Origin of the sequence: Gemmata obscuriglobus, assembly GCF_008065095.1 — a bacterium.
GTDB lineage: Bacteria > Planctomycetota > Planctomycetia > Gemmatales > Gemmataceae > Gemmata > Gemmata obscuriglobus.
In genome coordinates this window covers 6,502,488-6,515,592 of record NZ_CP042911.1, presented here as the reverse complement: position 1 = coordinate 6,515,592, position 13,105 = coordinate 6,502,488, and the positions used below count along the sequence as shown (strand labels likewise).

General features: G+C 66.4%; 13 protein-coding genes. 10 read left to right on the top strand and 3 right to left on the bottom strand.

Annotated elements, in window-relative coordinates:
• The first annotated feature begins 167 nt into the window (after positions 1-167).
• On the top strand, positions 168-2,000 hold the full coding sequence (locus tag GobsT_RS27240) for a phosphoenolpyruvate carboxykinase (GTP) (protein WP_029600998.1): 1,833 nt from the start codon (positions 168-170) through the stop codon (positions 1,998-2,000).
• 19 nt (positions 2,001-2,019) lie between these two features.
• On the opposite strand, the gene GobsT_RS27235 is transcribed toward GobsT_RS27240, so the two are convergent.
• Positions 2,020-2,778, bottom strand: coding sequence for a helix-turn-helix domain-containing protein (locus GobsT_RS27235; protein WP_010042365.1), 759 nt, complete (start codon positions 2,776-2,778; stop codon positions 2,020-2,022).
• A gap of 125 nt (positions 2,779-2,903) precedes the next feature.
• Between GobsT_RS27235 and GobsT_RS27230 the strand changes: the two genes are divergently transcribed.
• From GobsT_RS27230 to GobsT_RS27210, 6 genes are all read left to right on the top strand, one after another.
• The gene (locus tag GobsT_RS27230) at positions 2,904-3,800 is read left to right on the top strand and encodes a dihydrodipicolinate synthase family protein (protein WP_010042366.1); all 897 of its coding nucleotides are present in this window, start codon (positions 2,904-2,906) and stop codon (positions 3,798-3,800) included.
• 168 nt (positions 3,801-3,968) lie between these two features.
• Positions 3,969-4,988 (top strand): DUF1559 domain-containing protein, encoded by a 1,020-nt coding sequence (locus GobsT_RS27225; protein WP_157506783.1) that lies wholly within the window; start codon positions 3,969-3,971, stop codon positions 4,986-4,988.
• A 25-nt stretch (positions 4,989-5,013) separates the two neighbouring features.
• Entirely contained in the window at positions 5,014-5,181 is a 168-nt protein-coding gene (locus tag GobsT_RS38220; RefSeq protein WP_010042369.1) for a hypothetical protein, read from the top strand.
• Between the two features lie 159 nt (positions 5,182-5,340).
• Positions 5,341-6,276, top strand: a complete 936-nt coding sequence (locus GobsT_RS27220) for a DUF1559 family PulG-like putative transporter (protein ID WP_010042372.1) — start codon at positions 5,341-5,343, stop codon at positions 6,274-6,276.
• Between the two features lie 102 nt (positions 6,277-6,378).
• A complete protein-coding gene (locus GobsT_RS27215; RefSeq protein WP_010042374.1) occupies positions 6,379-6,873 on the top strand; it encodes a hypothetical protein in 495 nt (164 codons plus the stop codon).
• Positions 6,874-6,925: 52 nt separating this feature from the next.
• Positions 6,926-7,867 (top strand): proline racemase family protein, encoded by a 942-nt coding sequence (locus GobsT_RS27210; protein WP_010042375.1) that lies wholly within the window; start codon positions 6,926-6,928, stop codon positions 7,865-7,867.
• A gap of 290 nt (positions 7,868-8,157) precedes the next feature.
• Here GobsT_RS27210 and GobsT_RS27205 read toward each other — a convergent pair whose 3' ends face one another.
• Positions 8,158-8,982: a TIGR03000 domain-containing protein gene (locus GobsT_RS27205; protein ID WP_010042377.1), complete on the bottom strand. Its 825-nt coding sequence runs from the start codon at positions 8,980-8,982 to the stop codon at positions 8,158-8,160.
• Positions 8,983-9,093: 111 nt separating this feature from the next.
• The gene (locus GobsT_RS27200) at positions 9,094-10,431 is read right to left on the bottom strand and encodes a threonine synthase (protein WP_010042379.1); all 1,338 of its coding nucleotides are present in this window, start codon (positions 10,429-10,431) and stop codon (positions 9,094-9,096) included.
• Between the two features lie 194 nt (positions 10,432-10,625).
• Between GobsT_RS27200 and GobsT_RS27195 the strand changes: the two genes are divergently transcribed.
• The 3 genes from GobsT_RS27195 (at position 10,626) to GobsT_RS27185 (ending at position 13,091) form a co-directional block, all read left to right on the top strand.
• Positions 10,626-10,880: a hypothetical protein gene (locus tag GobsT_RS27195; protein ID WP_148087886.1), complete on the top strand. Its 255-nt coding sequence runs from the start codon at positions 10,626-10,628 to the stop codon at positions 10,878-10,880.
• Positions 10,881-11,659: 779 nt separating this feature from the next.
• Positions 11,660-12,079, top strand: a complete 420-nt coding sequence (locus tag GobsT_RS27190) for a hypothetical protein (RefSeq protein ID WP_148087885.1) — start codon at positions 11,660-11,662, stop codon at positions 12,077-12,079.
• Between the two features lie 274 nt (positions 12,080-12,353).
• Complete coding sequence (locus GobsT_RS27185) at positions 12,354-13,091, top strand: TetR/AcrR family transcriptional regulator (protein ID WP_010042381.1); 738 nt, start codon at positions 12,354-12,356, stop codon at positions 13,089-13,091.
• The last annotated feature ends 14 nt before the right edge of the window (positions 13,092-13,105 follow it).

Below are 13,105 nucleotides of genomic sequence, written 5' to 3'. Positions count from 1 at the left end.
CGCTATTTCCGCTCTGCGCACCTTGACGCCGTAAGCGGCACCTCCGAGATAACCGATTGCGGGTGAGCCCGCGGGGGCCGCGTAAAACGACGCACGGCCGACGCGCGGGCGACACAACGAACGACCGGTGCCGCGCGTCCCGCTGCCGCACCAAGGATACCGAACACATGGCCGGTGGACGTGACCCGTCGGTGGCGCTGAGCACGAACGCGCACCTCCTGCGGTGGGTTGAGAAGATGGCCCGGCTCACCAAGCCGGCCGCGGTCCACTGGGTGGACGGCTCGCAGGAGGAGTACGACGCCCTGTGCGATCGTATGGTTCAGGGCGGCACGTTCATCAAGTTGAACGAGGAACTGTGGCCGGGCTGCTACTACGCCCGGTCCGACCCGGGCGACGTCGCCCGCGTCGAGGACCGCACCTTCATCTGTTCGCTCTCCAAGGAGGCGGCCGGGCCGACCAACAACTGGGAAGACCCGTTCGTGATGAAGCGTCGGCTCAAGCAGTTGTTCGACGGCGCGATGCGGGGGCGGACCATGTACGTGCTGCCGTTCAGCATGGGGCCGGTCGGGTCTCCGCTGTCGCAGATCGGGGTGCAACTCACCGACTCGCCCTACGTGGTGGTGAACACCCGGATCATGGCCCGGATCGGGCTGCCGGTGCTGGCGGAGATCGACAAAGGCGACAAGCGCGTGGTGCCGTGCATGCACACGCTCGGCGCCCCGCTCGCCCCGGGCCAGGCGGACGTGCCCTGGCCCTGTAACCCGGAGAAGTACGTCGTCCACTTCCCCGAGACGCGGCAGATCTGGTCCTTCGGGTCCGGGTACGGCGGCAACGCGCTGCTCGGCAAGAAGTGCTTCGCGCTGCGGATCGCCTCGAACATCGCCCGGGACGAGGGGTGGATGGCCGAGCACATGCTGATCCTCGGCGTCGAAGACCCGAAGGGGGAGAAGACGTACGTCACCGCCGCGTTCCCGTCCGCCTGCGGGAAAACCAACTTCGCCATGCTCATCCCGCCGGTCGGGTTCGAGGGGTGGAAGGTGTGGACCGTGGGCGACGACATCGCGTGGCTCAAGCCGGACGCGGGGGGGCGGCTGCGGGCGATCAACCCCGAGGCCGGGTTCTTCGGGGTGGCCCCGGGCACGTCCGCCAGGACCAACCCGAACGCGATGGCCGCGCTGTCGCGGAACACCATTTTCACCAACGTCGCGCTCACGCCCGAGGGCGGGGTGTGGTGGGAGGGAATGACCGACGAGCCGCCGGCCGAGTGCCTGGACTGGCGCGGGAACCGGTGGACCCCGGCCCTGGCGAAGGAGACGGGCGCGAAGGCCGCCCACCCGAACGCCCGGTTCACCGCCCCGGCGGCCCAGTGCCCGACTATCGACCCGGCGTGGGAGGCCCCCGAGGGGGTGCCGATCAGCGCGATCGTGTTCGGCGGGCGGCGGGCGGCGACGGTCCCGCTCGTGTACCAGGCGTTCAACTGGACCGCCGGGGTGTACATCGGCGCCACCACCGGCTCCGAGACCACCGCCGCGGCCGGCGGCGCGGTGGGGCGGGTGCGCCGCGACCCGATGGCGATGCTGCCGTTCTGCGGGTACCACATGGGGGACTACTTCCGGCACTGGATCCGGATGCAACGGGACCTCTCGGAGACGCCCCGCGTGTTCCACGTCAACTGGTTCCGCAAGGGGGCGGACGGCCGGTTCTTGTGGCCCGGGTTCGGGGACAACATGCGGGTGCTGAAGTGGATCGTGGACCGGGTCCGCGGCCGCGCCATCGGGCGCGAGACCCCGATCGGCTGGAGCCCCCGGTTCGAGGACATCGAGTGGACCGGGCTCAACTTCCCGCGCGAGCAGTTCGACCGGCTCCAAGCGTGCGACCGCACCGCGTGGCGGGCCGAGGTGCTCGGGCACGAGGAGCTGTTCATCGATCTGCACAGCCGGCTGCCGCCGGAAATGGTGTACGAGCGGGAGCTGCTGATCTGCCGGCTCCAGAGCGAGTGAGCTCGCCCCGTCGCGGCGCTCACCCGTCACCGCGCGCCGGGCGGAGCGCCCGGCGGTACTCGCCCGGCGTGAGCCCGGTCGTGCGCCGGAACTGTCGGGTGAACGCACTCTGGTCGGCGTAACCGCACGCCAGACCGACCTCCACCACCGGGCGGTCGGTGTCGCGCAACTGCTCGGCGGCGGTGTCCATGCGCAGCTTGAGCAGGAGCTGACCCGTGGACAGCCGGAACAGCCGGCGCACCCGCTGGTCGAGCTGGTACGCCGAGAGGCCGGCGATCGCCGCCAGCTCCTCGGTCACCAACCGCTGGTCCAGGTGGGTCCGCGCGTGCCGCACGGCCGCGGCCACGCTGCTGTAATCCTCGGCGCTTTCGTCCGGCGGGTGCAGGTCGTGGGACACGCCCACGAGCCCGATGACGGCGTCGCCCGCGCCCCGGAGCGGGAACTTGTCGGTCAGGCACCACCCGGTCACGCCCGTCGGGTACAGGTGCAGCTCGAGCTGGTTGAGCACCGGCTCGCCCGTCGCGAGCAGGTGCGTGTCCTGTTCCCAGAACGAACGCCCGAGCGGAGGCGGGAACGTCTGGGCGGCCGTCTTGCCGATCAGCGTCCGCTTGTCGTGCGTGCCGCACCGCTCGGCCAGCGTGCGGTTCACCACCACGTACTCGGCCCGCTCGTTCTTGACGAAGTACACCACGTCCGCCAAGCAGTCGAACACGTCCTCGGCGGTGAACGGCTCCGCCAACCGCGCGAACAGGCCGGACACGGGACTGGAACTGGTCACCGAAAAACTCCGGAGTTGTGCGCGGAACTCAGTTCTGGGTCGGTACCCGGTCAAGACCGGCACCGGTTCACGGATTATACTTCACCCCATTAACCGTCCCTAAAAATCTGGTTCACGGAAATTTCATGAGCGTTCGCTGGGCCGGCGTATTCCCGGCCGTGACCACCCAGTTCCGCCAGGACCAGTCGCTGGACCTGCGGGCCACCGCCACGCATTTGGAAGCCGTTCTCGCGTCGGGCGTGAGCGGCCTCGTGGTGTGCGGGTCACTCGGGGAGAACCAGGCCCTCGACCCGGACGAAAAGCGGAGCGTGGTGGAGAACGCGGTGCGGGTGGCCGCCGGGCGCGTGCCGGTGATCGCTGGCGTGGCCGAGACCTCGACCGCGGCGGCCGTCCGGTACGCCCGCGATTGTGCGCGGTTCGGCGCGGCCGGGTTCATGGTGATGCCCCCGATGGTGTACAAGCCCGACGCCGACGAGGCGGCCGGCTACTTCCGGGCCGTGGCGGCCGCGACCGACCTGCCGTGGATGCTGTACAACAACCCGCTCGCCTACACGGTAGACGTCACGCCCGAGCGGCTCCTCGGGTACGCGGACATTTCGAACCTGCGGGCGATCAAGGAAAGTTCCGGCGACCCGCGCCGGGTGACCGAGATCCGGCTCGCCCTGGGCGACCGGCTGGCGGTGTTCGCGGGCGTGGACGACCTGATCCTCGAGTCCTCGGTCCTCGGCATCGACGGGTGGGTCGCCGGCTCCGGTATCGCCTTCCCGGCCGAGAACCAGCGGCTGTGGGAGCTGACCCGGGCCGGCCGGTGGGACGAGGCGCGCCAGTTGTACCGGTGGGCCGCGCCCCTCATGAAACTCGACACGCATCCCAAGTTCGTGCAGTACATCAAGCTCATGGTTCAGGAAGCCGGTCTCGGCGCCGAATGGGTCCGCGAGCCCCGGCGCCCGCTGACCGGCGCCGAGCGCGAGCGCGTACTCGGCATCATCCGGAGCGGGCTGAGCAGCCGCCCGGGTGCGTGAGATGACAACCGCTCCCGAGGCCGTGGCCCCGGGAGCGGCCGTTCACACGGTGAACGTTGTTTTCCGGTGGTGCTCGCCCGCCAGCCAAATCGCCTCTCGTTCGCCCGCCTCTCTCGGGAAAATATCTCCGGTGTTGGCGTGTTTATTCCTAGGTTTGGTATGATGCTCATGCGTTCGAGAACTCGCAGTGCTTTCGGGTTTACGCTGATCGAACTGTTGGTGGTGATCGCCATTATTGCCATCCTCATCGGGCTTCTGCTGCCGGCGGTGCAAAAGGTGCGGGAGGCGGCGGCCCGCATGAAGTGTCAGAACAACCTCAAGCAAATGGGCCTGGCCGCCCACAACTACGACAGCACCTACGGCAACCTGCCGCCGGGCACGAACACCGCGAGCGGGATCGGTACGCTGACCTACCTGCTGCCGTTCATCGAGCAGGACAACCTGTACCGCCAGATCCCCGCGGCCCTTCTGATCGTCCCCTCCTCGCTCCCGGCGGACGCCGGTGGCGGCGCGCCGACGATCGCCAGCTTGTGGACCAACGACGCAACGGCCCTGAAGGTCTCGATCAACCGGGTGACGATGTTCGAGTGCCCGTCGGACAACGCATCGGCCAACATGCCGTACTGGATCGCGGCCACTACCGCCATCTGTGTCCCAGGGCCGGGGTACTTCATCAACTACAACTGGACCGGGCTGCCGACGTTCACCGCCGCCGGCGGCAACCCGGGGGTGACCAACTACATGGCCTCGGCCGGCGGGAACGGGCAGTCCGACGGGAACGGCCCGGCGTACGGGTCCACGACCGTTACCTGGCGCTCGATGGCCGGACCGTTCGGGCTCAACACCAAGCAGAAGCTGTCAACCATTGCGGACGGCACGTCTCAAACCATTCTGTTCGGCGAGACGGTCGGGACCGCCGGGAACGAGCGGCTGTCGTGGATGGGCGCGGGCACCTTCACCTTCCTGTTCGGGATCACCGACCCGGGTCCGTCGGGGTGGGAGTCGTTCGGCAGCCGTCACACCGGGGTCGCCCAGTTCGTTTACGGCGACGGGTCGGTCCGCTCGATCCGCAAGATGGGTTCAAGCTGGTACGCCGGCTGGGGCAGCGACGCCTGGAAGAACGCGGTGTACGCCGGCGGCACCTCGGACGGCGTCCCGGTCAACTTCGACGCGATGGGCGGGCAGTAACCCTCTGTCACTCAAGGAGAGTCACATGATCCGCAACGCCGTCAGTCGGCTGGTCTGTCTCGCAACCGTACTCGCGGTGCTGACCGGGTGCGAGCGGGAACCGCTCACGAAGCCGGCTGACCTGAACAACCCGCCCCCGAAACCGGGCGGCCCCGGCGGCCCGCCCCCGAAGCCGGCGGCGGGGGCCAAGTAGTCTGATCGGGCGGCACACCGCCCGACTTCCGACCGGGCGGCACACCGCCCGGTCGGACCGGTTCCGAGTACCGAAAGAACGGCCGAGATTGGTTCCACGTCTCTGACCCAGCGTCTCCAGGGTTGACCCATTTCATTCCTTTCGTCGGAGGAACTTGGTATGGCCGGACCTGTGCGCAAGCCGTCGGGGTTCACGCTGATCGAGTTGCTGGTGGTGATCGCCATTATTGCCATCCTGATCGGGCTACTGCTGCCCGCGGTGCAGAAGGTGCGCGAGGCCGCCGCGCGCCTCCAGTGTACGAACAACCTGAAGCAGATCGGGCTCGGGTGCCACAACCACCACGAGACCGTCGGGGCGCTGCCGAACGGCGGGCTCGGGTACTGGCGGACGGTCAACGGCGCGATCGCCCCGAAGCCGAACGGCAGCGGCGCGGAGTTCGCCCCTGAGGGTAACCCGTACAAGGAGGACCCCACCAACCAGTGGGCCGGGTGGCAGTACCAGGTGCTGCCGTACCTCGAGCAGCAGTCGTTGTGGCAGACCGGCAACCCGACCACCATGTCCCAGACCGCCATCAAGATGTACGGGTGCCCGTCCCGGGGCGGGGCGCGGAAGTTCGTCCGCGGGCTCGACTCGTACTACGTCACCGACTACGTCGGCTCGTATGGCGACGACTCCCAGGCCCACGGAGCGATGGTGGACTACTCGCGCGGCGGGGTGCGGCTCGGCCAAATGACCGACGGCACCTCGAACACCCTGCTGATCGGCGAGAAGTGGGTCCTCTCGACCGCGTACCAAACGGCCCCCTCGGACCCGGACTACTGCTGCGGGCTGGAGTCGCAGGCCACCGGCTTCGGGTGGGCGATTGTGCGGCCCGCCACCCTCAGCCCGTGGAGCGACCGGATGCCCAAGGGGGACGGGTCGTCCGGGTGGGCGTGGTGGTCCGCGGCCCGGTTCGGCTCGGCCCACTCCAGCGGCATCAACGCGGTGCTGTGCGACGGCTCGGTGCGCTCCATCCGGTTCAACGTCGACAGCGCCGTCTTCCTCAACCTCGGGATGCGGGACGACGGGAACGTTCTCGACCTGAACCAGTTGTAAGCGGCGTCCCGTCGCCCCGGACCCACCGGGGCGACGGTGTACCCTGTGTGTCGCCCCGGACCCGCCGGGGCGGCGGTCCGCGTACACTCACCGAGGTCGGTCATGCGTCCCGTGATCCTGTGGTTAGCGTGTTGTGCCCTCGTCGCGGCCGCCGGTTGTGGCTCCGAGCCCCGCCCGGTCGACCCCCGCAACGCGTCGGTCAACGACAAACTGGTGGCGGTGTCCAAGGGCTTCAGCGAGGCGACGGCCGGCCTGGGCCGGCCCCCGAAGACCGACGCCGAACTGCGTCCGTACCTCGAACGCTTCGGCCCGCCCGACGAGGTGCTCCGCTCGCCCAACGACGACCAACCGCTGGTCGTCAACTTCCGGGCGGTCGCGCCGGGCGACGTGGTGGCCTGTGAACGCGCCGGTGCCGGAGGCCGCCGTGCGGCGGTGAACGTCCGCGGCGAGGTGTCGACCATCTCTGAAGCCGATTTCGCCCGGCTGCAGTCCCCCGGCACCGGACCGAAGCCGAAAATGGACCCGCCGACGGAAGGTCACAAGCAGGGCTCGCTGAAGGGTATCATTGATAAAGCCGGCGGCCCCAAACAGCCGTGAGTGCCGCCGCACCGCCGCTGGCGGTCCTTTCCCCCGCGAGCAGGAGCCCACGATGCAGCGCGTTCGTGTGATCGATTCCCACACCGGGGGCGAGCCCACCCGGGTGGTCGTCTCGGGCGGGCCGGACCTGGGCACCGGCCCGCTGGCCGCCCGGTGCGACCTGTTCCGGCGCGAGTTCGACCGGTTCCGGTCCGCGGTGGTGAACGAGCCACGCGGCTCGGACGTGCTGGTCGGCGCGCTGCTGGTCGAACCGCACGAACCCGGGTGCGCGGCCGGGGTCATCTACTTCAACAACGTCGGCCCGCTCGGGATGTGCGGGCATGCCACGATCGGCTTGGCCGTTACACTCGCGCACCTGGGGCGGACGGCGCCCGGGCGGTACCGCGTCGACACGCCCGTCGGCCCGGTCGTCGTTGAGCACCGCGGCGGCCCCACCGTCGGGGTGCTCAACGTCCCCAGCTACCGGCACGCGGCCGGGGTCGTCGTCCCGGTTGAGGGGGTGGGGCCGGTGACCGGTGACGTGGCCTGGGGCGGCAACTGGTTCTTCCTGACGGCGGTTCCGGACGGGCTCCGACTGGACGTCGGTTCGGTCGGCCCGCTCACCGACTACGCGCTGCGGGTCCGCGCCGCCCTCGAACGCGCCGGGGTGACCGGCGCCGGCGGCGCCCCGATCGACCACATCGAACTAATCGGCCCGCCCGCCGACCCGAACAACAACGCGCGCAACTTCGTACTGTGCCCCGGCGGGGCGTACGACCGCTCGCCGTGCGGCACCGGCACGAGCGCCAAGCTCGCGTGCCTCGCGGCGGACGGCAAACTGAAACCCGGGGCCGTGTGGCGCCAGGAGGGCATCCTGGGCGCCGTATTCGAGGGCCGGTACGAACCGGCCGGAAGCGGCATCAGCCCGCACATCACGGGTACAGCGTACTTGACCGCCGAGTCGGACCTGCTGTTCGACCCGGCCGATCCCTTTCGCATGGGGGTACGGGCGTGAGCGGCGGCTCGGCCGTCTTCACACACTCTGGGGGGGGGGGCGTGCCAATGCCTACGACACCACCGGAGGGCCGAGCCATCACCTTTGCTGGTCTAGAGAAAGTGTTTGATTGTAGACGGTCTATAGGGTAATTCGCTCGGGCGGGTGTGGTCTCTACGGTACTCATCGCCGATGTTCAGGAGCGGGTCGGCGGCGGTGACAATCACAGCCGCCGCCAAGGACGGGTTCAAGATCCACACGCGGCAAGTGGCGGAGCGCGTTCGCTTGGTTCGTCCGTCTCGCACTGGCGCCTACTTCTTCTCTTTCACTTCCCAGTAGTGCAGCACGTACTCGTCGCCGTCGGCGCCCCGGACCGTCACCGTCCGGTCCGGCTTCCAGTCGCCGAGTTTGAACCGGTGCGACACAATCCGGGTGCCCGGCTTCAGCAGTTTCTGGAGGACCGGTGCCATTCGTGCGCCCAGGTCGTCGCCGATGTAGATGAGGACCACGCTCGCCTCGGAGGCGATTGCCATGTCCTTTTCGTTGAGGATGTCGCCTTCCTTGATGACGACCTTCTCCGCAACGCCTTCCTCCATTGCCTTCTCTTGGGCCTTCTTGACCATCTTCGGGTCGATGTCGATGCCGATGCCCTTTTTCGCGCCGAGCAGCTTCATGGGGCGGATGAGCATCACGGCGTCGCCACAGCCCGGATCGAAGATGACATCGTTCTTGTTCACCTTCGCCATTTTGGCCATCTCGTCCACGATGTCGTTCGGCGTCGGCACCCACCGCACGACGATCTTGTCGAGCGCCTTGTCTTCCTTCGTCAGATCGAGTGTGGCCGCGTCGCCGGCCTTCACGGTGACTTCTCGGGGGCGGGTGATCTTCGTGTAGTTGTTCGGCTCGATCAGCGCTTCGACCTTGAACTTGTACTCCTTGCCGGACTCGAGCGCCGGGGTGGTGAACGTGAACTTGCCCCCGCTGCCGCTGACCGCGGTGCCGTCCACCTTCAAGATCGTGTCCTTGTACCCCGCGTCCGGGGCCGTGATCGTGATGGTGGCGGTTTTCTTCTCTTGCGCGCACGCCGCGCCGACCGCGACGACCAGCGCGACGAACCCGACGCTTAACCGTTTCATTGGTACGATTCCCCCGACCCAGAAGTGCCGACCTACGCGACACGATAGTGACCGGCGCGGTACAACGCCAGAAAAGAACTCGCGCCACGTGAGGGGCGAGGGGATCGGGCATCAGCCGGCGATCCTGTCCCAGTCGAGCGCGTCCTTGTCGAGGGAGGGGAGGTCGTAGGGCATCGCTTCGAGGTACTTGGGCGCCGCACCGGTGTTGAACACCACCACCCGCTCGTCAGGTTTCACTTCGCCCGCCGCTACCATCCGTTCGAGTGCGTCGAAGCACACCGCCGTTTCGGGGCAGATGCTGATCCCTTCCGCGGAACTGGCGCGCTGCATCCAGCGCGCGATTTCGGACTCGCGACCCAGCACCGCGGTGCCCCCGCTTGCGCGGATGGCATCGAGGATCATGAAGTCGCCGACTGCAACGGGCACCCGCAGCCCGCTGGCTACCGTCCGCGCGTTCGGGAACAGTTCGGCGAACCGTTCGCCCTTCTGGTAGGCCGTCACAATAGGGGCGCATCCCTCCGCCTGGCAGGAGATGAGTCGAGGAAAGCGAATGCCGGATGCGTGTCCGGGAGTCGCTCGCAGCCAGCCGAGTTCCGCGAGTTCGGCGAACGCTTTCCACATCCCGACCAGTCCGGTTCCGCCCCCGGTGGGGTAGAAGATCACGTCCGGTAACTGCCAGCTTCCTGGTGAGGGGGAACCGTTCGCTGGTTCCCTCTGCAACCCCCTCGCTGCCGGTGAGGGGGAACCGCCCGTTGGTTCCCCCTGCAACCCCCTCCCGAACTGCTCAGCCAGCTCCAAACCCATCGTCTTCTTGCCTTCGAGCCGGTACGGCTCCTTAAGCGTTGATAGGTCGAACCAGCCCATACGCTCGGCGCCGTCTTTGACGATCTTGCCGCAATCGTTGATCAACCCGTTCACGCGGAACGCCTTGGCCCCGTAGAGCTGCGCCTCGAACTGGTTCACGGAGGGGGTGTCGTGCGGCATGAACACGAAGCACTCGATCCCCGCACGGGCGGCGTAGGCCGCCGCGGCCCCGCCGGCGTTGCCCGCCGTCGGGAGCGCCACCCGCTTCACGCCCAGCCACTTCGCCATACTGATGGCGGCGGCCATTCCGCGACTTTTGAAGCTGCCGGTCGGCAGTTGCGACTCGTCCTTTACGTACAACTGCGACAGCCCCAACTGCCGACCCAGCCGCGGGCAGTGCAGGAGTGGCGTCATGCCCTCGCCGAGCGTAACGGGCTCGGCGTCCCGCGGCAGCGGGAGCAACTCGCGGTAGCGCCACAGGGAAGGGAGGCGCTTCGCAATCTCGTCCGACGTGACCGCGGCGCGGACCTTGTCGAGGTGGTAACGGACCCAGATCGGCCGGCCGTTGTGCATGTTCGCCAGCGTGCCGAAGGGCAGGGCGGTGCCGTCGATGGCGGCTTCGAGGTGCGAAACGTAATGATTCATGTGTTGAGCGTGGGCCGCGGCGGTTGGCAGACGGACGAAGGGACAAAGCCAGAGCTACGCGGATTGTGGCTTCGTCTCCCGCTCACTTTACGAGCCATTGCGGCGGTGTGAAGAATACTCATCAATTAAGTAGCAATAGCGGCGGCAGAGAGAACGCAGGCTTGGAGGGAATAACCGGGAACGGGCTCGGGCCGGTGGCCGAGTTCCCGCATGACGGGCTGGGGCTCGCTCGCGACGCCGGTCGGCGATTCGTCGCGCATCCTGATGCAGCTCGATCTGAAGAACGTGCTCCGATGGATTTCAGCCAATTTCTACGAGCGGCGATATCGCATAAAGAGGATCGTAATCAGCAAACAATTTCAGCCAGGTCTGCCCCCGTTTGCGTGCAGGATGCGGAAAGCTCCGGAACCCCGCTTGGATTCAGCGACGAACTCGGCTTCGTCCTGTGAGCAGGGGCGCAAATCTCCCGAAGTTTCACCTCCTCAAGTTGAATTAAGACAACCAATTGTGACAACCGTTGGCTGGTGATTGGTCTCCACGCAAACCGCGGCACGGTATCAATTTCACTCCGATACCTACTATCCTATTGACAAAATCATAGCAACGTTGCGACAATTTTGAATGCGACCTTGCTCTGGATACCGTTACTCCAGGCTTCACCGGCACTAAACCTGCGCACTAGTTGACTTGGCTATCGGGGGCGGAAATTTACTTCCGCCCCGATATTTCTTGTCACACCTCTTCAACAGAGCAAACACTATGCTCGCAACCCTGTTCGCGTCCCTCCTTGCCACACTCCCCATTCACGCTGACGGGACTTTGCTGCACAGGTTCGAAAGCCTGCCCGCAGACGCGGAGGTTCACGTGGTCTCGACTTCCGAGCCACGCTTCTGCGGGATCGAAGAGGACGAGATCACCGACTGGCGGGAACTGATCAAGCAGTTGCGTGCCGACAGCGGTCCGGGCGCGTACATCCGCAAGCGATTGCGGAAGGATGCCGATGAGGTGCTAAATGAGGATGCCGAAAAGGGTATGATCGACGGCGTCGATCCCACCGCCGTCCCCAGACGCGTTCGGATGGCACTCTCGAAAGCGCTGGGGCGGGCAATGTGGTTCAAGTCATTTCACGACGAGACGGCGTTCGCCGGCGTCGACTTGCCAAAATCCGTCAAAGAGCTGATCGCACTGGGAGACAGACGCACCATCTACCAAAATGAGCTGCTGAACCGTGAACTACTCGCCGCCGCATTTCCCACCTGCATCGGCCCCCCGGTCGGCCGATTTTCACCGCGTCCGCGTCACAGTCAAAGCGGGCAAACCAGTCGTGCTGATGCTGGCGTCCGCGTACCAGTGCCGCTGGGAGGTAACGGTCGAAAAGGGTGCCGTTCTCGCCGGAGTCGCACTGCTCGGCGGCGGGGCGCAGGAGTTAACCGGCACCGACGCCACGGTCGTGTACGTCGCCGGATACGTACCGAGCGGTGAACAATTGCACAATCGAGCGAGCTACAGTTCCACGCAGAAAGGGAAAAGCTACGAACTGATGGTCGCGGACATGAAGAACATCACCGGTCGCGACTTCACGCGGTTCCAAGGCCATTCTAAGGCCCCCAAGGAACCGATCGTGGTCACTCCGGGCGCCGCCAAATAACAGACGACGCAAGCCGCGCTGCCGGGGATCGTAAAGGCACATCTGAACCGACCCCCGGCGCGCCTGCTTACGGTTGGAGCTGCACTCCTGCTTCTGGTCGCATGTGCACTACATTCTTGTCGGTGGTGGTGCGTTCCCGGCCGATACCGCTCTGCGAGTTGACGGGACTGGACACTATTTCTGGGCCGCCGCTTGAGCGTCGCCAAACCTTCGGGGCACCCCTTGAATCCGTAACAGCTTGACTTTTTGTGACGACTCGTCAATAATTGACTCTATGAAGACGCGAAATCGGCGAGAGCGCGAGTTCCAGCAGCGCGAGGTCGAGTTCCTCGACCTCGCGCGGCGCATGATTGCCGAGGGTGGGTTGGCGAGTTTCAACATGGACCGCTTGGCGGAAGCGACCGAATATTCCAAGGGGACGGTGTACCAGCACTTCAGTTCCAAGGAAGATTTGATCAGTGCGCTCGCGATCCAGAGCCTGGGGCGCCGCGTGGCGTGGTTCGAGCGGGCCGTCCGGTTCGCCGGCACAACGCGCGAGCGCATGCAAGCCATCACCGCGGCGGAGGAGATCTTCGTCACCCTCCAACCCCTGCACTTCCGGTCCGAGTTGCTCATCAAGGTAGACGACTTCTCGCAACGGGCCTCCGAGGAGCGCCGCAACGAAGTTGAGGCTCTCGAGCGCCGCTGTTTCGGCTCGATCCAAACCCTGGTCGAGGAAGCCATACGTCTGGGCGATCTCACGCTTCCGGCGCACCGTTCCGTGGGCGACGTGATCGTAGGGTTTGCGGCCATCCATATCGGCACCTTCACCATCATGAACAGTTTCGCAAGCCTCTACCGTTCTCTCGGGGTGACCGATCCGTTCCGCGCGCTCCGGGATCAGGTCGCCGTTTACCTGGACGGGTTGGGCTGGCGACCACTGTCGAACGAGGCCGATCACGCGACCGCACATCATCGCATCTTCCGGGAAGTGTTCCCGGAAGAATCCCGTCTCGCTGGCCTGGCCGAATAATCGGCTTTTTTTTG

What these genes read in the sequence shown, in the direction of transcription:
- GobsT_RS27240 (WP_029600998.1), top strand. Translation starts at nt 168, where the DNA reads ATGGCCGGTGGACGTGACCCGTCGGTGGCGCTGAGCACGAACGCGCAC.
- GobsT_RS27230 (WP_010042366.1), top strand. Translation starts at nt 2,904, where the DNA reads ATGAGCGTTCGCTGGGCCGGCGTATTCCCGGCCGTGACCACCCAGTTC.
- GobsT_RS27225 (WP_157506783.1), top strand. Translation starts at nt 3,969, where the DNA reads ATGCGTTCGAGAACTCGCAGTGCTTTCGGGTTTACGCTGATCGAACTG.
- GobsT_RS38220 (WP_010042369.1), top strand. Translation starts at nt 5,014, where the DNA reads ATGATCCGCAACGCCGTCAGTCGGCTGGTCTGTCTCGCAACCGTACTC.
- GobsT_RS27220 (WP_010042372.1), top strand. Translation starts at nt 5,341, where the DNA reads ATGGCCGGACCTGTGCGCAAGCCGTCGGGGTTCACGCTGATCGAGTTG.
- GobsT_RS27215 (WP_010042374.1), top strand. Translation starts at nt 6,379, where the DNA reads ATGCGTCCCGTGATCCTGTGGTTAGCGTGTTGTGCCCTCGTCGCGGCC.
- GobsT_RS27210 (WP_010042375.1), top strand. Translation starts at nt 6,926, where the DNA reads ATGCAGCGCGTTCGTGTGATCGATTCCCACACCGGGGGCGAGCCCACC.
- GobsT_RS27205 (WP_010042377.1), bottom strand. Translation starts at nt 8,982, where the DNA reads ATGAAACGGTTAAGCGTCGGGTTCGTCGCGCTGGTCGTCGCGGTCGGC.
- GobsT_RS27200 (WP_010042379.1), bottom strand. Translation starts at nt 10,431, where the DNA reads ATGAATCATTACGTTTCGCACCTCGAAGCCGCCATCGACGGCACCGCC.
- GobsT_RS27185 (WP_010042381.1), top strand. Translation starts at nt 12,354, where the DNA reads ATGAAGACGCGAAATCGGCGAGAGCGCGAGTTCCAGCAGCGCGAGGTC.